At 57.8% G+C, this 18,962-nt stretch carries 31 protein-coding genes and 1 pseudogene; 6 read left to right on the top strand and 26 right to left on the bottom strand.

All coding sequences use genetic code 11. From position 1 onward, the window contains the following. Positions 1–86: 86 nt before the first annotated feature. Positions 87–824, bottom strand: a complete 738-nt coding sequence (locus OO258_RS26055; protein WP_265979805.1) for an MFS transporter — start codon at positions 822–824, stop codon at positions 87–89. A 381-nt stretch (positions 825–1,205) separates the two neighbouring features. Between OO258_RS26055 and OO258_RS26050 the strand changes: the two genes are divergently transcribed. Next, on the top strand, positions 1,206–2,105 hold the full coding sequence (locus OO258_RS26050) for a LysR substrate-binding domain-containing protein (RefSeq protein WP_103469098.1): 900 nt from the start codon (positions 1,206–1,208) through the stop codon (positions 2,103–2,105). Positions 2,106–2,625: 520 nt separating this feature from the next. On the opposite strand, the gene OO258_RS26045 is transcribed toward OO258_RS26050, so the two are convergent. The 12 genes and pseudogenes from OO258_RS26045 to OO258_RS25990 form a co-directional block, all read right to left on the bottom strand. Continuing rightward, a complete protein-coding gene (locus OO258_RS26045; protein WP_371919409.1) occupies positions 2,626–3,486 on the bottom strand; it encodes a tyrosine-type recombinase/integrase in 861 nt (286 codons plus the stop codon). 5 nt (positions 3,487–3,491) lie between these two features. Next, positions 3,492–3,821: an Arm DNA-binding domain-containing protein gene (locus tag OO258_RS26040; RefSeq protein WP_232099756.1), complete on the bottom strand. Its 330-nt coding sequence runs from the start codon at positions 3,819–3,821 to the stop codon at positions 3,492–3,494. Positions 3,822–4,190: 369 nt separating this feature from the next. Continuing rightward, positions 4,191–4,382: pseudogene (locus OO258_RS26035) on the bottom strand (integrase); the annotation flags it as partial. A 51-nt stretch (positions 4,383–4,433) separates the two neighbouring features. After that, positions 4,434–5,828 (bottom strand): tyrosine-type recombinase/integrase, encoded by a 1,395-nt coding sequence (locus OO258_RS26030; protein ID WP_103469097.1) that lies wholly within the window; start codon positions 5,826–5,828, stop codon positions 4,434–4,436. Between the two features lie 303 nt (positions 5,829–6,131). Further along, positions 6,132–7,259, bottom strand: coding sequence for a tyrosine-type recombinase/integrase (locus OO258_RS26025; protein WP_237143262.1), 1,128 nt, complete (start codon positions 7,257–7,259; stop codon positions 6,132–6,134). Then, positions 7,181–7,582, bottom strand: a complete 402-nt coding sequence (locus tag OO258_RS26020) for a hypothetical protein (protein WP_230849534.1) — start codon at positions 7,580–7,582, stop codon at positions 7,181–7,183. Before OO258_RS26020 ends, OO258_RS26025 begins: the two co-directional genes overlap by 79 nt. A 17-nt stretch (positions 7,583–7,599) precedes the next feature. Continuing rightward, positions 7,600–7,776: a hypothetical protein gene (locus OO258_RS26015; RefSeq protein ID WP_196766185.1), complete on the bottom strand. Its 177-nt coding sequence runs from the start codon at positions 7,774–7,776 to the stop codon at positions 7,600–7,602. 35 nt (positions 7,777–7,811) lie between these two features. Continuing rightward, positions 7,812–8,243, bottom strand: coding sequence for a hypothetical protein (locus OO258_RS26010; RefSeq protein WP_266034444.1), 432 nt, complete (start codon positions 8,241–8,243; stop codon positions 7,812–7,814). 61 nt (positions 8,244–8,304) lie between these two features. Next, on the bottom strand, positions 8,305–8,790 hold the full coding sequence (locus OO258_RS26005) for an SAM-dependent methyltransferase (protein ID WP_266034442.1): 486 nt from the start codon (positions 8,788–8,790) through the stop codon (positions 8,305–8,307). Continuing rightward, positions 8,787–9,152, bottom strand: a complete 366-nt coding sequence (locus OO258_RS26000) for a phage protein NinX family protein (RefSeq protein ID WP_266034439.1) — start codon at positions 9,150–9,152, stop codon at positions 8,787–8,789. Before OO258_RS26000 ends, OO258_RS26005 begins: the two co-directional genes overlap by 4 nt. Next, the gene (locus OO258_RS25995; RefSeq protein ID WP_266034436.1) at positions 9,152–9,544 is read right to left on the bottom strand and encodes a hypothetical protein; all 393 of its coding nucleotides are present in this window, start codon (positions 9,542–9,544) and stop codon (positions 9,152–9,154) included. Before OO258_RS25995 ends, OO258_RS26000 begins: the two co-directional genes overlap by 1 nt. Beyond that, on the bottom strand, positions 9,541–9,810 hold the full coding sequence (locus tag OO258_RS25990) for a hypothetical protein (RefSeq protein WP_266034433.1): 270 nt from the start codon (positions 9,808–9,810) through the stop codon (positions 9,541–9,543). Before OO258_RS25990 ends, OO258_RS25995 begins: the two co-directional genes overlap by 4 nt. Positions 9,811–10,012: 202 nt before the next feature. Here OO258_RS25990 and OO258_RS25985 point away from each other — a divergent pair, with 202 nt between their 5' ends. The 3 genes from OO258_RS25985 (at position 10,013) to OO258_RS25975 (ending at position 10,996) form a co-directional block, all read left to right on the top strand. After that, positions 10,013–10,204, top strand: a complete 192-nt coding sequence (locus tag OO258_RS25985; protein ID WP_114942608.1) for a hypothetical protein — start codon at positions 10,013–10,015, stop codon at positions 10,202–10,204. Positions 10,205–10,362: 158 nt separating this feature from the next. After that, positions 10,363–10,665, top strand: coding sequence for a hypothetical protein (locus tag OO258_RS25980; RefSeq protein ID WP_266034427.1), 303 nt, complete (start codon positions 10,363–10,365; stop codon positions 10,663–10,665). Between the two features lie 106 nt (positions 10,666–10,771). Next, on the top strand, positions 10,772–10,996 hold the full coding sequence (locus tag OO258_RS25975; protein ID WP_064590662.1) for a hypothetical protein: 225 nt from the start codon (positions 10,772–10,774) through the stop codon (positions 10,994–10,996). A 12-nt stretch (positions 10,997–11,008) separates the two neighbouring features. Here the strand turns inward: OO258_RS25975 and OO258_RS25970 are convergent, their stop codons facing one another. The 3 genes from OO258_RS25970 to OO258_RS25960 form a co-directional block, all read right to left on the bottom strand. Then, positions 11,009–11,644, bottom strand: coding sequence for a hypothetical protein (locus OO258_RS25970; RefSeq protein ID WP_266034423.1), 636 nt, complete (start codon positions 11,642–11,644; stop codon positions 11,009–11,011). A gap of 162 nt (positions 11,645–11,806) precedes the next feature. Beyond that, complete coding sequence (locus tag OO258_RS25965; RefSeq protein WP_266034419.1) at positions 11,807–12,730, bottom strand: DNA cytosine methyltransferase; 924 nt, start codon at positions 12,728–12,730, stop codon at positions 11,807–11,809. A 13-nt stretch (positions 12,731–12,743) separates the two neighbouring features. Further along, on the bottom strand, positions 12,744–13,745 hold the full coding sequence (locus OO258_RS25960; protein WP_266034416.1) for a DNA-methyltransferase: 1,002 nt from the start codon (positions 13,743–13,745) through the stop codon (positions 12,744–12,746). Between OO258_RS25960 and OO258_RS25955 the strand changes: the two genes are divergently transcribed. Next, positions 13,744–14,079, top strand: coding sequence for a hypothetical protein (locus tag OO258_RS25955; protein WP_232861628.1), 336 nt, complete (start codon positions 13,744–13,746; stop codon positions 14,077–14,079). The genes OO258_RS25960 and OO258_RS25955 overlap by 2 nt on opposite strands. 23 nt (positions 14,080–14,102) lie before the next feature. On the opposite strand, the gene OO258_RS25950 is transcribed toward OO258_RS25955, so the two are convergent. Continuing rightward, positions 14,103–14,741, bottom strand: coding sequence for a hypothetical protein (locus OO258_RS25950; protein ID WP_266034412.1), 639 nt, complete (start codon positions 14,739–14,741; stop codon positions 14,103–14,105). A 151-nt stretch (positions 14,742–14,892) separates the two neighbouring features. Between OO258_RS25950 and OO258_RS25945 the strand changes: the two genes are divergently transcribed. Beyond that, positions 14,893–15,120, top strand: coding sequence for a hypothetical protein (locus tag OO258_RS25945; RefSeq protein WP_266034409.1), 228 nt, complete (start codon positions 14,893–14,895; stop codon positions 15,118–15,120). A 50-nt stretch (positions 15,121–15,170) separates the two neighbouring features. On the opposite strand, the gene OO258_RS25940 is transcribed toward OO258_RS25945, so the two are convergent. The 9 genes from OO258_RS25940 to OO258_RS25900 all read right to left on the bottom strand — a co-directional run bounded on the left by OO258_RS25940 (position 15,171) and on the right by OO258_RS25900 (position 18,959). Beyond that, positions 15,171–15,533, bottom strand: a complete 363-nt coding sequence (locus tag OO258_RS25940; RefSeq protein WP_266034406.1) for a hypothetical protein — start codon at positions 15,531–15,533, stop codon at positions 15,171–15,173. Next, positions 15,508–15,873 (bottom strand): hypothetical protein, encoded by a 366-nt coding sequence (locus OO258_RS25935; protein WP_266034404.1) that lies wholly within the window; start codon positions 15,871–15,873, stop codon positions 15,508–15,510. The genes OO258_RS25940 and OO258_RS25935 overlap by 26 nt, the downstream gene beginning before the upstream one ends. An 81-nt stretch (positions 15,874–15,954) precedes the next feature. Beyond that, positions 15,955–16,143, bottom strand: a complete 189-nt coding sequence (locus OO258_RS25930) for a hypothetical protein (protein ID WP_266034402.1) — start codon at positions 16,141–16,143, stop codon at positions 15,955–15,957. 3 nt (positions 16,144–16,146) lie between these two features. After that, positions 16,147–16,812 carry a 3'-5' exonuclease gene (locus OO258_RS25925; protein WP_266034400.1) on the bottom strand — a complete coding sequence of 222 codons (666 nt, stop codon included), beginning with the start codon at positions 16,810–16,812 and terminating at the stop codon, positions 16,147–16,149. A gap of 64 nt (positions 16,813–16,876) precedes the next feature. After that, positions 16,877–17,530: a hypothetical protein gene (locus OO258_RS25920; protein WP_266034398.1), complete on the bottom strand. Its 654-nt coding sequence runs from the start codon at positions 17,528–17,530 to the stop codon at positions 16,877–16,879. 11 nt (positions 17,531–17,541) lie between these two features. Continuing rightward, positions 17,542–18,174: an AAA family ATPase gene (locus tag OO258_RS25915; protein WP_004573816.1), complete on the bottom strand. Its 633-nt coding sequence runs from the start codon at positions 18,172–18,174 to the stop codon at positions 17,542–17,544. A gap of 8 nt (positions 18,175–18,182) precedes the next feature. Next, positions 18,183–18,329, bottom strand: coding sequence for a hypothetical protein (locus tag OO258_RS25910; RefSeq protein ID WP_266034394.1), 147 nt, complete (start codon positions 18,327–18,329; stop codon positions 18,183–18,185). 7 nt (positions 18,330–18,336) lie between these two features. Continuing rightward, on the bottom strand, positions 18,337–18,651 hold the full coding sequence (locus tag OO258_RS25905) for a hypothetical protein (RefSeq protein WP_266034391.1): 315 nt from the start codon (positions 18,649–18,651) through the stop codon (positions 18,337–18,339). Continuing rightward, positions 18,651–18,959 carry a hypothetical protein gene (locus tag OO258_RS25900; protein WP_266034388.1) on the bottom strand — a complete coding sequence of 103 codons (309 nt, stop codon included), beginning with the start codon at positions 18,957–18,959 and terminating at the stop codon, positions 18,651–18,653. The genes OO258_RS25905 and OO258_RS25900 overlap by 1 nt, the downstream gene beginning before the upstream one ends. Between the last annotated feature and the right edge of the window lie 3 nt (positions 18,960–18,962).

Here is an 18,962-nt window from a genome sequence, read left to right as displayed (position 1 = left end):
GTAAACGCTTTGATTTCAAGTGCCCGATCGAAGTCATGGGCGAGGTGATGCAGGAAGCCTTGGTTATGCGGCATGATGCTCCAGCTTTAATTCAATAACCGTGTTGCACTCAGCTCCTGCAACCGCCCACTATGATCCTGCTCGTGCATCGTAGCCGATCCACCGGCATTGACTTCCAACAATAATGCCTGCTTTTCGTCTTCAGTCAGCCAGTGCGCCTTCGGCGGGCTATCTGTCAAGTAGAAGTAGGTAATTGGTGCAAGAACGACAGCTGCAGCACCTTCAATGATGAACATCCAGCGCCAGCCTTCCAGGCTAAGGCCCGTAACATTGTCAATCAACCAACCTGAAATTGGGCCGCCGATGATATAAGCCACAGGAATCGCAGACATAAACATAGCCACGTTCTTTGCCATGCTCTTCTTTGGGAACCATGAGGCCATGTAGTAAATCAGACCTGGAAATAATCCTGCTTCAGCGAGTCCCAGCAAAAATCTTAAAATATGAAGCTGAGTTGCATTTTGAACGAAACCAGTCAAAATGACCACAACTCCCCAACTCATTAGAATGCGCGCGATCCATATTTTGGCGCCGAATTTAGCGAGTAAGATGTTGCTGGGTACCTCAAAGATAAAGTATCCGATGAAAAATATGCCCGCTGCGAGTCCGTAAATACTTGCATCAAAACCCAGCGATGCATTCATCTCCAGTGCAGCAAAGCTAATGTTCGCACGATCAATATAGGCAACTACATAAAGTAAAAGTAGATACGGTATCAGTCGTAGCGTAACCTTCTGGAGTGCTGTGTCGACTGTTGACGTCATGGCCTGGATCTCCTTCTAAAACAGGTATTTCGTGAGTGATGAATGGCAGATATTATTATTGAGCCCACAGTTGAATTCTACAAGTTTGTAGTCAGGCTGCAGTGCGCTTGAACGTTTTCTGGAAGTTTTCCTCGTTACGTATGCCGTTTGTCGCTCAGCGACGGTCCGTTAGCCAAGGCCTCATCTGAGCAGATGGCGCTGCCAGTGCCTCTTGACGTCGACGTGGAAGGGAATAGCCTTATTGTTGCTATAATGCCTAATATGATTAGATCCTCTATGAGAGTTCGTACGCTGGTTTCGAGTATCGTGAACTTGAGTTAATCCGAAAAGCAGAATAAACTTCGCTTAGGTATTAAAAAAACTAACACCGGAGGTCCGGGCTTGAATATTGACCGTCTGCCCCCCCTGAACGCAGTCCGTGCATTTGAGGCCGCCGCTCGCTTGGGCAGTTACGTTGCAGCTTCCCAAGCCCTGCACGTTACGCAGCCTGCCATCGGTAGGCATGTGAAAATTTTGGAGGATTGGCTGGGTGTTCGACTTTTTGATCGAACACCAAGAGGCGTGATCTTGACTGCCGCCGGAGCGGACTATTACCAAGCTGCATCGCAGGCGCTTCAGATCTTGGTAGAGGCGGGAGCCCGTCAATCGCAAAGAGCTGAGGAGCGCTGGCTGCGAATCCTTTGCGCTCCGGCGTTCGCCTCACGTTGGTTGACTCCTCGCATTGGTGAACTACGAGAGTTACGACCGGGGCTGAAAGTCGCTATTGAGCCAAATTCCTCCTTTACCTCAGTGGAGCATCGGCAGGCCGATTTGGGAATTGCTTATGGGTTACCGAGCAACCTTTCAGGCATACGAAAAGTTTTGATTCGTCCAGAGGCATTTGCGGTCTGTTCGCCTGGGTATCTCGCTAACCTGCCTAAACGACCCACGCTTGCTGAGCTGCCAAGCTGTCAGCTGATACACGTTGATGACGGAACGTGCTGGAATGCTTGGTTCGCTGCTCAGGGCCTCAAAATCCGCGTCAAAGCTGACGCTTCGCATATCAGCAACGAGCTGGTACTCCACCAGGCTGAGCGTGGTTACGGTGTCGCATTGGCGACAGAGGTGCTTGTCAGTGACGAGTTAAAGGATGGCACCTTGGTGCAGTGTGTAGAGCAGTCTGCTTTCATGGAGGCGTATTATCTTTTAACTCCATCACAACAGCTGAGCATTGATGCGGAGTGGTTTATGGAGTGGTTGACTAGAGCCCTTAGCGAGGCGTTTCCCAGAGCCGTGGTCTAGTGTCTTCGAAAGCTAATTTGCGGTCATGCTGGATTCTTCCTCCCGCCTTCGGCCGGCTTCTCTCTTGAAATTTAAGTCGTGAAGTCACGTCGGCGGCGAGTGTTGAAGGCTGTCCAACATCTTCGCCTTCACGCTGCGCGCATACGTCGAATGTCTAGGGCCTTGTCCAGGCATGGACTCTATATCATGGTCCTGTTTTTCCCAGCGCCAGGCCGTGAACGATTGTGCTGTCATCAGTTGAGGCCGAGCCAGTAATTGAAATCCTTGGAAAGAAGTCCAGAATCAAGGCTATTCCTTTTTAAGGGAACGTAGAAACCCCTTTATTTCAACGGCCCGCATGCCAGATGCGAGTCATATCATATCCTAGAATCCATCTTGGAGATTACCATTCAATGCTCAGGTTGATATGAAGTCTCACAGTGAAGAACCTGCCCGTGTGTCCTTCAATCCCTATGTCTATTCAGCACGCCGCCTAATCGTAACGCTGCTTCAATTTGTACCGGTCTTGGCTAACGCCCTTTCATTTAGCGTTGTCGAGAAAGTCTGCCCACTGCTGCATTAGCCCTATGCGCTTAGTGAACAAATCACCTCGGCGGTAAGCCGCTTCGACGCGATTTTCTACTGCATGAGCAAGCGCCATCTCGGCGACTTCGCGAGGCGCACTAGTGCATTCGGCGCACCAGTCGCGGAAGCTGGAGCGAAAGCCATGCACGGTAAAATGCCCGAAGCCCATCCGGCGCATCTGCATGAGGCCAATCATGTTTGACACCGGCTGCCCACGCTTGTGGTGCTCGAAAACAAAGGATCGTATTGGGTGTTGCATGGATTTAAGCAATGCAACAGCCTGAGGGGGGAGCGGTACTCGGTGAGCAACGCCGGCTTTCATTCGATCCTCAGGTATGGCCCAGACGCCGGCATCCAGATCGAACTCGTCCCAGCGTGCGTTCAATGCTTCGCTAGTACGCACGGCGGTAAGGATGATGAACTCCAGCACGCGCGGGCCGATTCCGGGCAAAGTGCGCACCTGTTGGACAAATGCGGGCACTTCTGCCCAAGGCATCGCCGGGTGATGGTGATGTTTGCTGAGACTCCTTCCGGATGGCAGCAGTTTCTCCAAATGACCGCGCCAGCGGGCTGGATTCTCGCCGCGGCGCAGCTCTTTGGCCTTGGCGTAGTCGAGGACCAGCTCGAGCCGATTGCGCACCCTGCGAGCAGTTTCAGGCACTCTGGTCCAGATAGGCTTCAACACATTCAAAACACCTTCGACGTCAACGCTGTCGACGGGGGTGTCGCCAATGAATGGGAAAGCGTAAGAGGTCAGGGTGTTGGTCCACTGTTGCGCGTGTTTGGCATTTTTCCAGCCAGCCCGATGGGTTGCAATGAAGTCTAGGGCGCAAGTGCGGAAAGTGTTCTCCAGCCCTTTCTCTTGAGCAACCCGGGCAGCTCTTCGACTTCCTGGTGTGTTTCGGCTTTCCGTACCAATGGATCGATGCCATCGCGGATCAATGCCCTGTGGGTGTCGGCGCGCGAGCGGGCCTCCTTTAATCCATAGCGAGGATAGGGGCCCAAGCCGATTTCCTTACGCTTGCCCGCGAGTTGGTAACGCAAAACCCATGCTTTTCCGGATTTACGGATGACCAGGCGAAGGCCGTCACCATCGTCGTACTTGCCGAAGTCGGTAAGGGTTTCAACCTGTTTCGCGGTGAGCTTGGGCATGGCGGAAGCCTCCAAACTTCAAATCTGGTCCCCCATTTGGTCCCCCACTCACAGCCTGGATGTGGAAGGAACACAGCGGAATAGGACAGAACGTACCAAGCTCTAAAATACGCCCAAGTAGCTGCTCTAGAGCGTCCGCACGTCACTCAGTGGATACCGGTGGTCGGGAGTGGAAAACTGCTGATAATGACTACGCTACATTCGAACTGATTTCCATATAATATTGATTTTTAACCAAAAAATCTTGACACATCGAACTATCCTGTTGAGTTCGAATCCCGGACCCTCCGCCAAACTCGGTTAGCGTGTTACGGGAAAGAAAGAAGGCAGAGACGTAACAGTTGGGGCTTCAAGCCAGGGGGCGCCAGATTAATCTGCAAGCGCTCGCTTAGTGTTGTTCCGAAGCTGATCTAAGCAGTTTGCCCACAGTTGCGCGGCTTTCCGGCCACTCAAGAGCTGAGCGCGTGCGTAAGCTGCTCCCAGCGCACCTCGCTTCCGATGCGATAGCGGCAGCTCCAGCACAATAGGATCGATGCCAAAATGCTCATGAGACATCTGCCTTGACGAGCTGGGCTTCAACGTTCAGTTACCCACCCCCGGCTCATTTCTTTCCTAGGCCAGTATTGTTTCTAGTCTGTCTCCAAGGAGGCGCCATGCTTCAGTTTTTTCCTTGGCATAATCATGGTGGAGGTAGTGCCTGCGTACTTTGGAGCCTGCGAGCAGGTGATTTTGGCAACGATCAATAATCTCTAGAGTGACGCCAAGTTCTTGCATCATGGTCGCCCCGGTACGGCGAAGGTCGTGTGGGGTCCATTCACCCTTTGTGCCGTTGTTCAGCACTAGCGAATCGTCATGGTGACGACCTGACAATGGTTTGCTGCGCTTCTTGAACCGGCACTGCCGATCACCAATCAGTTTACTCACGGTCTTGGTATCAACATGGCATTCACCGTGTTTGCTGGGGAAGCAGAAAGGGCTACTTCCAGTTTCTTCCTGCAAGCGTTTGAACTGTGCCAAAGCAAATTGTGATAGAAATACATGGTGATCCTGGCGCTTGCCTTTACGTCCTTTTGTGGCCTGTGCTGGGATGAACCAAGTGCCTTTCTCCAGGTCCACATTTTTCCATTCAGCTTTGAGTAGCTCACCTATCCGGCAGAGGGTGCTTAGGCAGATCCATACTGCGCACTGCACGCGAGAGTTAACAGGACGGATGCCGGAGTATTTCCGGCCGACGGGTAGGGTGTCATAGTCATGCTCCAGGCGAGCAAAGACGCCTTGTAGTTCATGGATTTCGTCGGGAGAGAGCAGGCGGTCACGTTCTTCTTGATAGTCGTGGTCTAGCAGTGTCCGCACATCGATCAAGTCGATTGGGTTGCCGTCAATCATCAACGATCGCCACGGTTTGCGCTTTTCGGCCCAGCGCAGCATCTGTCCAATGTCGTTGTATAGGATAACCACAGTGCGGTTTAGACCACGCGTACGAACTGCGCGTAAAGAAGCTAACAAGTCTTTCTCTGTCAGGGCACGCAATGGTTTTTTGCCAATGACAGGCAGTACGTCTTTCTTGAAACTGCGCTGCAGCTCCGCGTTGTCATCCTGTCGGGAGACACCGTCGCGCAACCATTCGTCGAACAAGTCTGCAAAAGTCTTGTTTTCCGCTGCATGGCGTTCGGCCTCTGCAATGGTGGCGGAGATGCTTGCTTGGGCTTCAATTTTGGCGGCTTTCTTGGCAGATGTCGGGTCAATACCGTCAGATACTTGTTGACTTGCCCTTCTATGCTCAGATCGAATTTCAGATAGTGTTCTACTCTTGCTGCCATTTTTGGCCCAGGTGCCGCAAGCATAGTCTTTGTGTTTTCCATCCCATTTGAAACGGTAATAGAAGCTCACCGAGACGCCTTTCTGACGAGAGATAACTTTGCCTAGTAGGTTGCCATCGTCTCGGATGGTTTTTCCGTGATCCTCAGCAGTGAGCGATTCGAGCTCTCTGACGGTTATCTTGGCCATTGTCTACCCCTTGCAGGCGGAAGGATGCCCCAAAAAACCCCTACTTATACCCCTACCGTGGCAGTGGCTCTCTGTAGAAATCTCTGGACTGGGTTAGACCAAATATTAGTCTGAAAGCCCCATGGTTGCTAGCTTTCGGTAATTCTTTTGAATGCTACTGATTTCCGCTGAATGCTTATAATTAACTGAATGGGGTGCAAGGGGTCGAGTGTTCGAATCACTCCGTCCCGACCATATATTTCAACGACTTAGCCACCTCCGGGTGGCTTTGTCGTTTTTGCATGTGGGGAGTTTTTCGGGACTTCATCCGATTTTCCTCTTCAAGATCGTCAACACCGGCCCGCGAGAGTCAGTTGTTGATACCATGTTCGCAGCCTCAATCAGCTTGCCCAGCTCAGCGCCGGAGTAGTGGCTGGTGATGCTACCGTTCTTGTGCCCGAGCAGTGATTTCCGATCCTCTTCAGTAACGCCTGCTGCCCGCAGTCGTCGACCGAAGGTGTGCTTCAAGTCGTGAATCCTGATCGAGGCATATCCAGGGTGAGCGGGGCGAAGGTTTTCCTCCTGCCAGAGTTTCGCCGCTCTCACCCGTGCCTTCTTCCATGCCGAGTCGTTCATCCGGTGCATCGCGGTGCCGTTGTATGGGAATACCCATTCCTTGCTGATCCCGCGCTGCCTTTCAATAATCGACTTCGCCACGTTGTTCAGCACCACCAGGCGCTCGTCACCATTCTTTACGCCCGACCGGGCGTGTCTCCCGCCGAAGTCAGCAGGGATCAGGAAAACACTGGTTCCCAGTTCCGGCACCGATATCTCCCAATCCCACCTCAGCTTGCACACCTCTTGCTCCCGGCAGCCCGTGTTTACCTTGAACAGGGCCATCGTTTGCAGGTGACCAGGCAGCTCGTTGAAGAGGATCGACTGCTCTTCCCATGACATTGGGTAGGGCTTGCGGCTCGACTTCTTCTCTTCGAGCTTCCTCAGCATGGGCACACTGTCCAGCCATGGCCGGCGATCGTCGTCTCGCCACTTCCTGGCGCATAACGTCAAAACCCGGACCGCGCGCTCGATGGCGATGTTGATCGTCCGGTTGCTCACGGCCTTTTCAATGGTCCCATCCGGCAGAACCTTTTCTGTCTGCCGATCCCTGATAAACGGCTCCAGCGCCTGGTCATCGATGTGCGTCAGCGGCAGGTGGCCCAGGTACGGGTGAAGCTGCTTCATGCACAAGGCAGTCAGGTGAATGGAGGGCTGATCCTTGACCTCAAGGAGGTAGCGCATTGCCGCCTCCTCCCAGGTGTGCACCTGCCGAACGCCATACACCTTCCTTTGACGCAACTGCTCGAGCTTGTGGATCAAGTACTGCTCTGCTTCTTCCCGGTCACCAGTTCCAGTACTCTCTCGAATTCGCTCCCCTTTGTAGACTTTGTCGATTTGCCAGACACCGCCCTTCTCGTAGAGGCCGGTGATCGTTTTTCGCGCCATGTATCATCTCCTCGGCGCTCGCTGCGGGGCCGATTGTTGTCCTGTCCGGTGGCTTTTTCAATCGCCTTGGCTTCGATGTAGGCGTCCGCCCACTCATCAAGCTCCTGGCGGTCAAAGGCCACGCCCTGTTTTCCGATGGGGAATTCCCGCACGTTCGGCCTGACCGTCTTGTTGAACTCATCCCGGCACATGCCGAGATACCCAGGTGCATCGCCGAACCGGATGAACCGCGGCTGAATGCTTGAGGGCTTTGCTGCTGTGGCATTCGCCATGTCTTTCTCCATGCCTTTCAGGCCGTGAAGTGGTACCCGACCTTCGCCGCCCGGGCGGCTTCCTCGGTGCGGAACATGAGCTGGGTTTTGCTGGTGCTGCCCCAGCTGTCGTATTCAACGTCGACCCACCAGTGGCCGAACTTGCGGTACGGCTCGCCGAGGATCTTCGTGACGTAGCAGTCGATCAGGTTCATGGGTGGTCTCCATGCCGCCGGTGGCGGCAGGTTGGTTAGGCCGTGGCCTTGGCGATGGTCTGCTCGAAGTGCGAAGCCAGTTCGGCGTTGACCTCGGCCTTTGCCAGGCTGTCGGCGGTGCCCTTGGCTCGGTGCAGTTCTTCGTACTTGCGCAGCTGGGCGGCGGCGAGCTGTAGGTCAGCCAGCAGATCATCGCGCTGCGTTTGCAACGTATGCTCCGTCGCAAGCTGGGCACTGACAATGTCAGAATGCCGCTCAAGATCATCAGTGCTGATGCCTGCGCAGATATTCACGCAGGCGACGATGCGGCGCGCATTGGCCTGCTGCTCGCCAGGAGCCATGAAGTCAGCGCCGGTGGACATGGCGATCTGGGACCGAGAAGAGCCGTTGGCGTATTGCTGTACCGGACCCCCGTAGATAACGCCGTGCGGCATCAGGTCCCAGGGCTCTGCTGTGTGTTTTGTCATGGCAATAGATCTCCATGCCCGCGCATGTCGGCGGGTTGAGTGGTGAATTGGGGGGGAGGAGTTAGGCCGAAGCTGGGCGATTCATGAAGGTGATCCAGTGCGTCTTTTCGCGTTTGCCGGACTTGTGGCCAAACAGGGGCTTTTCATCGGTGAGGGCCAACAGCTCGCTGACCAGCACCTGGGTTTCGTTCCACTTAAAGATCAGGATTCCCTCGGGCTCCAGCACGCGGAAGCACTCGGCAAAGCCCTGGCGGATGTCCTCCCGCCAGTCGCTGGTCAGCAGTCCATACTTGGCGCGCATCCAGCTATCGACTCCGGCCCGGGTGAGGTGCGGCGGATCGAACACTACCAGGCGGAAGGTTGAGGCCTCGAAGGGGAGGCTACGGAAGTCCATCAGAACATCGGGCTCAACCTTCAGCACACGGCCGTCACAGAGCAGGTGCTCTTCGTCGCGGATGTCGCCGAACAGGGCGCGCTGGTCTTCTTTGTCGAACCACATCATGCGGCTGGCGCTGCAGGGGTCGAGCACTTTGGCTGCAGCGCTCACGGCATCAGCTCCTTCGGCACCTGGACGGTATCGCCGAGCTTGGTGAGAACGAGGGTTCGGCAGAAGGCGATCAATGCGGTTGGCCCGTAGAGCCAGATTCCGGCGCCTGCAGGGCCGGCGCTGTACCGGCAACTGTTGTCCTCCAGGTGCGAGTTGTGATGGGCGCTGCCCAGGTGCTTATCGAACAGCGGCCCGCCTTGGGTCCAGTTCCAGCTCGGACGCCAGGCGCTGGTGTCATCTGGCAGCTTTCGCACCCATCCTTGGTGATCGATGAAGACCGGTACCGCTTCGGCCTTCGCGACGGCCCAGTCCAGCGCCGCTCCGACAAGGTTGGATACTCTCACTTCGATCAGGTCGGTCATCATCGGCACTCCTTTTTCCGCTCGACCTCGATCTGGTCGTAGAGTGCATCCACTCGCTTTTGCTTGCGGTTGATCGCCTCGGAGCGGTTCAGGTGGTCTCTCAGCGCCTTGTCATAAGGCTCGATCTTCTCGACCAGTCGAAGCCGCTCACTTGGATCTGTTGACGCGTTGAACTGCCGAGCCAGTCGATCCCGCTCGCTGAAGTCCAGATGGTCAAGCGCGCGGTTTTCCTTCTCCATTTCGGTCAGAACGTCTGCCGATTGCCGCTTCCAGCGCAGATACAGCACATCGCTCTTCTTGGGCTTCATGAAAAAGTGCTGAGACCTGATCCACTCCACCAGGTCTTCCTTGGTCATCTCGTCGAGCACATCTTCCCTGGCGGCTTTGCTCACAGCTGATACCTCTCATCAATCCAGCGCCCAGGCGCCAGTGCGGGTGTAGGTTCGGGTTGTGTTTCGTGCGGGGAGAGCTGGCGCTGGTTGCCGGCCTGCAGTTGGCTGTCGGGGATACAGCTCAGCCCGTTCCCGATTTTCCAGCAGGTGACGCTGCGCAGATCGTCGTGGTAGATCCGGGCGTCGTAAGGCATCGGGATTGTTTCGCGTGGGTCTGCGCTGGCGCCGGTGGCCAGCAGCAGGAGACAAATGGCGAGGCGGGTCATGGCTGCGCCGCCTGGCTGTCTTTGCCTCGTTCGACGGCCACACGTTGGATTAGCTTGATTTCTTCAGGCATGACTTCTCCTTACGCTGCTGATTTCAGCGTGTGCTGGGAATAAAATTGGTTACTGAGGGGTCTAGATAGCAGACGGCCAGCAAGCCCTGCTCAACAGAGAGTGGGCTGCGAGCGCCGCGAGAGAAAACAAGATGCTGAACGCCGACCAGAGATATCGTGCTTATCAATTGCTGAAGGAGCTCGATAAATCGACTGCTGCATTGATGAATCGAGTGGCCTACAGCCACGGGGGTAAAATTTGCTGGGAGGAGGATCTCGAAGCTCAGCGTAAGGCGTTTCAAGAGTGGATCGATTTTGCCGTGACTATCCGGGATGACGTGTAAGAACTTCGGCGAAAAATTATACAAAATCGTAAATATGTATAGTTTTTGGCCAATTGTCGGAACGAGTTCTCAGTTTCGGTCGTTTTAGTTGTCTCTATGGTTAGGTTCGCTATGTTGTTTTTCACGACCTAAAGCAGAACAGCTGGAACGGAGGAATTATGAGAATTCGAGGACCGGCATATTGGGACTGGGCCGACCCAACGCTTCACCATCGTACCCATGACGAAATTCTCGACGACGGCACCATGGTTGATGTTCAGGTCAGATTGTCCCGCACAGGCACTACCCAGATGTTCATCGGCGTCTACGCGCCGGCTGGAAGTGCTCTTCATGAAGAGGCGTTTGACTCAAGACCAGGTGAGTCGATGACCAGAGCTTTGGCCTGGGGCGTTGGGCGTGCTCGTCAGATCGCCACTGAGGGGGGAGCTGTAACAGAAAAGCTCTCAGCCTGCACGAAGTAGAGGAGTGATGGGCTACATCAATAGAGTACAAGTGTGCTCTTGTGCGTTTTTCACATACGGGTCATCGGTAGAGGGCTAAACTCAGCTCCCCAACTGGAGAGCAGCCATGACCACAGAAAGGGTTATGCATTTGGAGCACGCGCTGGCGGCGGCCTTTGCAGCAGCGGAGCAACAGGGCATCGACATCGGTGAACTGCGCCGCCAAGCCATTGGCGGGCTCATAGGCAACACGTCCTGGCAATGGGTAAATGCCGAGCTGGTGCCTGGCGCAATTGCGGAGATCGAAAGTGCTCTCTGGCTGCTGGAGCGAGAGCCAGAGGAGGCGGGTTAAAACGACTTTGTTTCAGGCCTGCGCAACCGGCGCGCTCGGCTCTGCGCTGGCGGATAGGTAAAAGGCCTTGATCTCGCGCTTGAGCTGCGTTCCGATGTCATGCTTGTAGGCTTCATCAAGGAAGGCTAGCGCTTCGACCAGCAGGGTGCGCAGGGTGTCGCGCTCGTTCGCGCACGCTGACAACGCCTGATCCATTCGCCGGCGCTCCAGGCGCAGCCGCTCAACCTCGCCAGGATCGGCGTGGGTGTAGAGCGGCACGCAGTAGGAGCTGGTGTCCAAGCCTTGCTGGGCGCTCATTGCCTTGGCCTTCGCATGCATCGCGCTCACGCCGCCCTCGGTCATAAACCAGGCTGGCTCGTCCTGGCGCGTCGGCATCGGTCCTATGGCAACCACCGGCAGGCCAGCCGCCTGCGCATCCCGCTCTGCCTCTTCTTTGGTCCACCAGATGGCAGTACCAACCATCCAGGCTATAGGGTCGGGGTGGGGCTGCGGGGCTGGCTTGGCGAGGAGGGCGCGGAATTGGTCGCGCTCAGGCTTTGCGGCTTTGAACGCTGAAGCGGCCAGGTCCAGGCGCTGCTGAATGCGATCGGCCAGCTCGCGCGGCACGCTGACCATCTCGGTGTTGCAGGATCGGTTTTCTGTGGGCATGGGGGTACCTTGCATATCAGTCGAAAAATGGTGAAACTGGCGTCGGTATTCTTCGGCTCACCACGTCTATTTGGTGAGCAGCAATGACCCTCCTCCAGATCCTCAAAATCTTCTTGCTTATTGCGCAGCTCGCTCACGAGCTGGTGCGGCTGTTTAACGACTTCAGGCCGCTGCCATGAGCGCTTCGATAACTCGCTGCCCCGCCAGAGGCGGCACCGCGTTGCCGGCCATGTGCATGGTCAATCGGTGGCTGTCCGGGCGTAGGGTGTTGGCTGGGAACGACATAGCGGCCAGGGCCTCGCTGGCGCTGAGCATCCGCATCTGGTCGCCGTCGACAAGGGCCCAGCGGTCCAGGGTGGTGATGGTGCCGATCGGCCGGTTGATGTCGCGGCCGGTGGTGCCGGAGCCTTTGCCGTAGTAGGGCATGATGAAGCGGTCGCCGAAGCGCTGGCGGCCGTTGCGCACCCGGTCGAGCGTGGCCTGGGCACGGCCTGGCTTCTCGATCTGCGACCAGCGTCCGGCGGCAAAGTCGAGGAAGCTGGCAGCGGGCGCATGCCGTTCCTGCGGCAGCCGCAGCATCAGCGGTGCCTTGCTACGCGTCAGCACCATGAACAGGCGTACCCGGTGCTGCGGCACGCCGAGGTCGGCGCAGTCGACGATGTGCGGCGCTGCCTGATATCCCAGCGCCTGTACCGCTTGAAGCCAGGCGGGGTAGAGCACCCAGTCGGTGAACTCCGGCACGTTCTCGATTACTGCCGCCTGCGGCCGGTGGAACTCCAGAGCTGATACCGGTGCCCAGGCCGTCGATCGCGAAGCGTCATGCTCAGGGTTGCCCGACTTCTTGCCGCGGGCCTTGGCATGGCCCTGGCAGCAGGGTGATGCGAGCAGGATGTCGTGTGCCGGCACTTGTTCCCAGCGGGCCTGATGCAGGTCCTGGCATACGTGCTGCGTCTCGGGATGGTTGGCGCTGTGCCATTCAACGGCCACCGGCCAGTGGTTTGCCGCCCAGAGAACCTGGACGCCTGCGGCGCGCGCGCCGGTGCTCCATCCGCCGAGGCCGGCGAACAGGTCGATTGCTGTGGTCATGTGATCCTCGGTTTCAGGCAGCTGGTGAGTGGTCCAGCAGGAAGTCCATCTGCGCAGCTCCTTCGATCCAGGCGACATCAAGACGCTGGCGGGCGAGAGCGGCATATTCGGGGTTCAGCTCGCAGGTGACCGATTGCCGGCCTTCCTGCATGGCGACGAGCGCGGTTGTGCCGGCGCCGCCGAACGGGTCGAGCACCAGCCCGCCGCGCGGCGCGCCAGCTAGCACGCAAGGCCGGATCAGGTCGGGCGGGAAGGTGGCGAAGTGGGCACCCTTGAAACTGGCGGTGGCCACCGTCCAGACGCTGCGCTTGTTCCGCGTCTCGTCGTAGTCGATGTCATCGCGTCCGGCGCGGTGCTGGGCGGTCTGACCGTGTTCGCCTTCGGTGTACTTCGTTTCCCTGGCGAAGCTGTTGCGCCTGCTGGCTCCATCCGGTGCAGACTGGGCGCGGGCCGGCTCTCGAATGGCGCCCTGGTCGAAGTAGTAGCGCGGGCTTTTGCTCAGCAGGAATAGGTATTCATGCGCTTTGGTGCACCGGTCCTTGATCGATTCGGGCATCGGGTTTGGCTTGTGCCAGATGATGTCCTGGCGCAGGTACCAGCCGTCGTCTTGCAGTGCGATTGCCAGGCGCCAAGGCAGCCCCAGCAGGTCCTTGTGCTTCCAGCCGGTGGGGGCTGATCGCCAGCCTGTTGCCTCGCCTCTGCCTTGCCATGCCCCGTCGCCGCGCTCGGCCATGTACCGACCGCCGCCTCCGCGACCGCCACTGGCGTAGCTGTCGCCCAGATTCACCCACAGCGTGCCGTCATCGCGCAGCACCCGCCGGACCTCCCGGAACACGGCGACTAGATTGTCGATGAATTCGCGGGGAGAGGCCTCCAGCCCGATCTGGCCGTCGACCCCGTAATCCCGCAGCCCGAAATAGGGCGGGCTGGTGATGCAGGTATGCACTGACTGATCCGGCAGCGTCCGCATCATCTCGATGCAGTCGCCCACCAGGATGCGGTGCTGCTGGGTCATGTTGTGGTCCTTGCGTGCAGGCGCCGCCCTCGCCGGGGTGGCGTTTATTAGTGGCAATTTGATGTCGTTTGGTCTATTGCTTGTGATTCCAGACCAGCGAGTTGAATCCCCGATGGACCGCGAGCCAACAAACCAGGAAGTCGCAGCAGTTCTCGGAATTGATGAGGATCAGGTTGCTAAGTATCGTCGGGAGGCTGTGCTATTGGGCGACGGTTCCTGGCTGATCCACTTTTCCTACGACATGCCGCGAGAGCTGCGGCACAGCTTCACCGGTAGCTTCACGGCGATCGTCGAATGCGTTGCAACTTGTGTTGACGCCCGCTCAGTCGACTGAGGCGGGCGGGTAGCGCCGGAGGGTCACGGGCAGTTGTTCGCGCCGCAGTTCTGGCAGTCGTTGAGGAATCGGCCGTCCCAGCTGATGAAGCGACCGCAGCCGCAGCAATTGAGCATCGGCTGGCGGCGCTTGGCGACCTTGGGCTGCCTGGGCATCTTTACCCCGGCCACGCGCAGGGCCAGCTTATGGTCGACGTTCTGGCGATGCACCAGGCGTCGGCGGATCTCCTCGATGTAGGCTGCCGGCCAGAATACTCGCGTGCCTTGGCCGGCGTGGTTGGCATAAGTGAACTGGGCGTTTTCCAGATCCATGCAGATGGCCTGCTGCAGATTCTCGGTCACCTTTCCGCGTTGCTCGCTTATCCAATATACGTCGTTCCCATTCCAGTCGCCTGGCACGTGCACATAGACGCGGGCCCCGGCCTGGAGCCCCGCAATGCGCCTGTCGTCATCCATCAGCTGGCAGTCGACGCCGTAGTGCGCCCTGGCGTCGATGTAATCCTTCGGCCAGGGGATATCGGTGTCACGTTGGCGGCATGCGTCCTCGAAGGTGAACAGCTCGGCCTGGTCCAGGTTGGTCACGTAGCCGCGGCCTTGCTTGGCCCAGAACATCATGCCGTCACCGACATGGCTGCGACTGTCCTGCAGGTAGAACTGGGTCATGGCTTTCTCCATGCATGCGCCGCCCTCCGTGGCCGGATGCGGCATGTTGTATGAGGTTTTGATGTGGTTCGGAATGACGATCTGCGCGGTTTTTCAATTACCTCTGCGGTATAAGAGGTAGTCGGCATGGGGCCGGAATAAGGAGATACAGATGGGTTTTGAAGCAAGGCCGTTGAAAGAGTTAACCGATCTGATCGCGTCAGGTGTTGCGATTGAAATGTCCATCACTGGTCGAGCAGTCAGCGAGTTATGTCAACTTGCAGCTCAGGCCAGCATGGGCGAGGGTAGATTGATCCTAAAAGGAGCGTCGACGCTTAGCACCGAGAATCTTTTATCTATCGGTACCTATGCGAAAGGACGAGTTTTGTTCAAGGACTGACTGGCCCAAAAGCTGGCTCGTCAGGTCTTTGAAGTCGACGCGCCCGCTCTTCAGCCTAGCTCTGCCAGCAGTATCAGGCCCGTATCGTCCGGGTCGTCGCCAAGCTCCAGGCCTGGAGCCCGCAGCTCACGGCTCAGCCTAAACTGATCGAGCTTGCGCACCACAGAACTGGAAAGTTTGATTTCGTGGCGCGGCGCACTGAGGAAGTGGCGAGCCGCTTCAGGCCCTAATTCATGGATGCGATGGATCAGCAGGGTCATGGCCTCGCCGTTTTCCTCAACCTGGGCCCATTGCATGATTTCGGACAGAGCCTGGCGGGTTCCGGCGCGCGTCTTCATGCGCAGCTCTTCAATGCCAGCCTTGGCTTCTTTCTCCTTGCGCTTGTCGTCACGCTGCTTCGACGTCAGGGCCATCATCGCCTCCATTGCGCACAAAGCTGGCTCCCGGCCCAATGTCGAGCAGGTCGCATACCCGGTTGATGATCTTGAGCGCAGCGTCGAACACCTTGGCGTCGTCCGGCTCGCGGGCTAGGCGCTTCATGTTCGGCTGGTGCTCCAGGCAGACCTTGTCGACCAGGCGCCGGGCCAGTCTGCGCAGATGGTCCGCGCTGTCGTGCTCGCGCAGGCTCAGCGCAAAGGCCAGGGCCACGTCGTCAGGCCGGTACTGGCCGCCGCTGCGGGTGTTGTACAGCTTCTTGACCGGCCGATTCATCCAGGCCGGCAGGGTTACCACTCCAGAAGGTGCTTTCTGCATTTCGGTGCTCCGTGAGGCCGCTGGGCGGCAGGTGGAACTGTTCTTGCCGCCGGCGCCGGCGGACCAGGTTGTTGATCCGCCTCATGCCGCGCGCGCCGAGTCGATCTGCTCGGTGATCTCGAACAGCTGCTGAGTCAGGTTCTCGATGGTGGCAGCGCCGCGCACACGTTCGGCGCGACTCCACTGGCAGCTACGGTTGAACAGCAACTGCAGGTTCTGCTCCAGTTCCTTTCGGCGCTGGAGCAGGTCGAGGATGGTGGCGAGTGGCATGGCTTACTTTTCCAGTGCTTTCCGCAGGTACGGATCGATGTCGGCCTGGCCGAGCAGCCAGCGCTTGTAGTCGCGAGGGATGTCCTCGATCTTCGAGCCGGCGTGCTTGCCGAAGCGGATAACCTTTGGGATTCGTGCTTCCTCGGAGATTTCCCAAAGCTCTTCCCAGCTTGCCACCGGCCGCCCCAGCTGCGCCTTGAGGGTCGTGAAGATGGCTGCCAGGAGGCGACGGCAGTTCTTGACGTCGTCAAGAGCAGCGTGAGCGTTGCGCAGAAGCTCTGGAGCCTCCGAACGGTAATGCAGGTAGATCATGGCTGACTGTGTGTGGGTGTCAGCATCAGGCCACAGCGCGCGGCTCAGCGCTGCGGTGCAGATGCGCTTGATCTCTGGCTTGCCGATGACACCCCAGTCGTAATCGACGTTGTGACCGATCAGGTAGGTGGCGTCTTCAGGCAGTTTGAAAGAGTCGTGAGGCGGGCAGTCAGCCAGCTCTTCGTCCAGGATGTGGCTGGTTGCCAAGGCGCCCAGTTCGATGGGCTTGGACGGCTTGTAGCGCTGCAAGAATTCGCCGGTTACGGCCAGTCCAGCACCGAGTTGCAGCCAGGCGGCCTCAACCAGTTCCGGGCTGTTCAGGCCGGTGGTCTCAGAGTCGAAAATGTAGGCGGTCATATAATGTCCATCATGGAAGATAGAGTGGATGGCAGCAGCGGGCTTGACTGCTGCTCATGAACAATCAGAACGGGATTTCGTCTGAGAAATCAGGCGGTGCGCCGTAGTCGTAGTTGTCGGGCTGGGCGTATCCGCCGGCCACCTGGGCGGACTTCGGACGACGGTCATGCACTGGCTTCTTCATCAACTGCTGCACCATCTTTTCCAGCTTCGCCGGGGTTGTGCAGCGCGGGTCCAGGATCTCGGATGCTGTTTTCTCCGATTCAGCGCTGAATGGTGCGTAAATGATCGGTCGCGGCATTCCAGTCTGGCTGCTCTTCTCGATCTCCATCTGGATGAGCAGGCCGATAGGCTTTTTCAGCAACTCAGGGAAGCCGGGCGCGGTTACCTGTTCGCGCTGCTTGGTGTCGTTGTTCCATTTCTCGAACTGGGTTGGCTGCGGCGACCCGACGGTGCGCAGCTGAAGGCAGGCCATGATGGCGTTCATCATCGCGTAGCCGCCCTCGTTGCGGGTGCCGTGCTGGTAGGTCAGATTGAGGTAGAAAGTGGCCTCAGCACCGTCGCGGCTCTTGAAGGTGAAGCCGATACCGGTCGACCCGGTTTCTTGCTTCTCCATATACTCGGCGCGCAAGAACTCGCCAATGAACTTGCCCGCTTCGTCGATGAAGGCTGACTTGTTGTCCGCGGAGCGCGCGGCATTTGCGTCCAGGTTGAACATTCAGAAGGCTCCTATGCGGCCTGAGTGGTGTTGGTGAGGTCGTAGTACTCGCAGATCGCGGCATCGACCAAGGCGAGGTCGTTATCGATCATCGCCTCATTGAACATGCCCATTGGGGCCTTGGTGGTGTCCGACCCGTTGTTTCGGGTGCTGAACAGGTGCTGGCCGTCGCTTACCACAGAGCGCAGGACGATTGTGACCATGCCCTCCAGCGTGATTTTCTCGTCCAGCATCTTGCCGATGGTCTTCATCTTGATCTGGCCGGCGTCCGTCTCCTCCGTGTGGCTGAGGATGTAGACACGAACGTCGTCGGGCAGGCCGAGCAGTGCCTCGAAGATGTTCCAGGTGTGCCGGCCGATCTCGGTGAACTTATCGAACCCTTTCTCCTCGCTCCGGCGCATGAACTCGTTGGCCAGGATGTACTGGAAGTCGTCGATCACGATCACCTTGCGCTTGGTCTGGCGGCAGGCTCCGATAACCTTGACCCAGTTGTCGGTGACATAGGACTTCCAGGCCTTGGAGCCTGGGAAGGGAAGCGGCTTCTTGATGACCTGGACCAGGGCCACGTCATCAGGCTTGAAATTGCGCAGTGATGCGCTCTTGCCAGCCCCGGACTTGCCGAGGATCAGGGTTACGGTTGCCATGTGGCACCTCAGCTCGGTTGGTTGTCCCACTGCCGCTCAATGCGAGCGGCCTCTTCTTCGTACTCTTTGCGATCTTCGCCCTGGTACCGCTCAGGCGAGAACGATCCGACCGTCATCCAGTCAAGCTGGGCGGCCAGGCGGGGTGTTGTGTTCATGGGCGCCTCAGGATGCGGCTTTGGCGATGGTTTGCTCGAATCTGGCTGCCAGTGCGGCATTCACCTCGGCCTTCTTCAGGCTGTCTTCGGTGTTCTTGGCGCGGTGCAGCGCTTCGTAGTGGCGAAGCGTGCCAGCGGCAGTGATCAGGTCGGCCAGGAGGTTTGGCGCCTGAGCGATCAGCTTCGCGTCGGGCTCTTCGTAGACGAAGTCGACTACCTGCTCCTGATCTTCGTTGAAGTCGATTGCCCAGCCCTTCTGCCCAGGAAAACCTACGCCGCCAACCTGACGAGCGATCCAAGGGCCAGGTGTGTGTTTGCTCATCACAATCCCTCCCGTGCGCCGTGAGGCTTGCGCGGCCAGAAGTCGAAGGCGAACGCTGACAGGGCCATGTGCATTTTGTTGGCGCGCTCCATGCCGGGACGGCGCAGGACGTCCTTCAGGTAGCACCACTGCAGCTCGCCGTAACCGTAGGAGCTGGCGTTGGTAATGTGATCGGCCTCAATCACCTTGGCCAGTTCATCGAAGAACTTTGCCTGCTGGGTGTCTTCCATGGCCCAGAAGGCCTTGGCCAGAATTGCCGGCGTCAGGCCGACAACCTGCTGGTCGAGCTCTACGCGAATTTCTGACATGCG

The organism is Pseudomonas sp. DCB_BI, assembly GCF_026240995.1.
Taxonomy (GTDB): domain Bacteria; phylum Pseudomonadota; class Gammaproteobacteria; order Pseudomonadales; family Pseudomonadaceae; genus Aquipseudomonas.
This window is presented reverse-complemented; position numbering and strand designations above follow the sequence as displayed.

What these genes read in the sequence shown, in the direction of transcription:
- OO258_RS26055 (WP_265979805.1), bottom strand. Translation starts at nt 824, where the DNA reads ATGACGTCAACAGTCGACACAGCACTCCAGAAGGTTACGCTACGACTG.
- OO258_RS26040 (WP_232099756.1), bottom strand. Translation starts at nt 3,821, where the DNA reads ATGCCCAAGCTCACCGCGAAACAGGTTGAAACCCTTACCGACTTCGGC.
- OO258_RS26030 (WP_103469097.1), bottom strand. Translation starts at nt 5,828, where the DNA reads ATGGCCAAGATAACCGTCAGAGAGCTCGAATCGCTCACTGCTGAGGAT.
- OO258_RS26020 (WP_230849534.1), bottom strand. Translation starts at nt 7,582, where the DNA reads ATGGCGAATGCCACAGCAGCAAAGCCCTCAAGCATTCAGCCGCGGTTC.
- OO258_RS26015 (WP_196766185.1), bottom strand. Translation starts at nt 7,776, where the DNA reads ATGAACCTGATCGACTGCTACGTCACGAAGATCCTCGGCGAGCCGTAC.
- OO258_RS26010 (WP_266034444.1), bottom strand. Translation starts at nt 8,243, where the DNA reads ATGACAAAACACACAGCAGAGCCCTGGGACCTGATGCCGCACGGCGTT.
- OO258_RS26000 (WP_266034439.1), bottom strand. Translation starts at nt 9,152, where the DNA reads ATGACCGACCTGATCGAAGTGAGAGTATCCAACCTTGTCGGAGCGGCG.
- OO258_RS25990 (WP_266034433.1), bottom strand. Translation starts at nt 9,810, where the DNA reads ATGACCCGCCTCGCCATTTGTCTCCTGCTGCTGGCCACCGGCGCCAGC.
- OO258_RS25985 (WP_114942608.1), top strand. Translation starts at nt 10,013, where the DNA reads ATGCTGAACGCCGACCAGAGATATCGTGCTTATCAATTGCTGAAGGAG.
- OO258_RS25980 (WP_266034427.1), top strand. Translation starts at nt 10,363, where the DNA reads ATGAGAATTCGAGGACCGGCATATTGGGACTGGGCCGACCCAACGCTT.
- OO258_RS25975 (WP_064590662.1), top strand. Translation starts at nt 10,772, where the DNA reads ATGACCACAGAAAGGGTTATGCATTTGGAGCACGCGCTGGCGGCGGCC.
- OO258_RS25970 (WP_266034423.1), bottom strand. Translation starts at nt 11,644, where the DNA reads ATGCCCACAGAAAACCGATCCTGCAACACCGAGATGGTCAGCGTGCCG.
- OO258_RS25965 (WP_266034419.1), bottom strand. Translation starts at nt 12,730, where the DNA reads ATGACCACAGCAATCGACCTGTTCGCCGGCCTCGGCGGATGGAGCACC.
- OO258_RS25955 (WP_232861628.1), top strand. Translation starts at nt 13,744, where the DNA reads ATGTTGTGGTCCTTGCGTGCAGGCGCCGCCCTCGCCGGGGTGGCGTTT.
- OO258_RS25960 (WP_266034416.1), bottom strand. Translation starts at nt 13,745, where the DNA reads ATGACCCAGCAGCACCGCATCCTGGTGGGCGACTGCATCGAGATGATG.
- OO258_RS25950 (WP_266034412.1), bottom strand. Translation starts at nt 14,741, where the DNA reads ATGACCCAGTTCTACCTGCAGGACAGTCGCAGCCATGTCGGTGACGGC.
- OO258_RS25945 (WP_266034409.1), top strand. Translation starts at nt 14,893, where the DNA reads ATGGGTTTTGAAGCAAGGCCGTTGAAAGAGTTAACCGATCTGATCGCG.
- OO258_RS25940 (WP_266034406.1), bottom strand. Translation starts at nt 15,533, where the DNA reads ATGGCCCTGACGTCGAAGCAGCGTGACGACAAGCGCAAGGAGAAAGAA.
- OO258_RS25935 (WP_266034404.1), bottom strand. Translation starts at nt 15,873, where the DNA reads ATGCAGAAAGCACCTTCTGGAGTGGTAACCCTGCCGGCCTGGATGAAT.
- OO258_RS25930 (WP_266034402.1), bottom strand. Translation starts at nt 16,143, where the DNA reads ATGCCACTCGCCACCATCCTCGACCTGCTCCAGCGCCGAAAGGAACTG.
- OO258_RS25925 (WP_266034400.1), bottom strand. Translation starts at nt 16,812, where the DNA reads ATGACCGCCTACATTTTCGACTCTGAGACCACCGGCCTGAACAGCCCG.
- OO258_RS25920 (WP_266034398.1), bottom strand. Translation starts at nt 17,530, where the DNA reads ATGTTCAACCTGGACGCAAATGCCGCGCGCTCCGCGGACAACAAGTCA.
- OO258_RS25915 (WP_004573816.1), bottom strand. Translation starts at nt 18,174, where the DNA reads ATGGCAACCGTAACCCTGATCCTCGGCAAGTCCGGGGCTGGCAAGAGC.
- OO258_RS25910 (WP_266034394.1), bottom strand. Translation starts at nt 18,329, where the DNA reads ATGAACACAACACCCCGCCTGGCCGCCCAGCTTGACTGGATGACGGTC.
- OO258_RS25905 (WP_266034391.1), bottom strand. Translation starts at nt 18,651, where the DNA reads ATGAGCAAACACACACCTGGCCCTTGGATCGCTCGTCAGGTTGGCGGC.
- OO258_RS25900 (WP_266034388.1), bottom strand. Translation starts at nt 18,959, where the DNA reads ATGTCAGAAATTCGCGTAGAGCTCGACCAGCAGGTTGTCGGCCTGACG.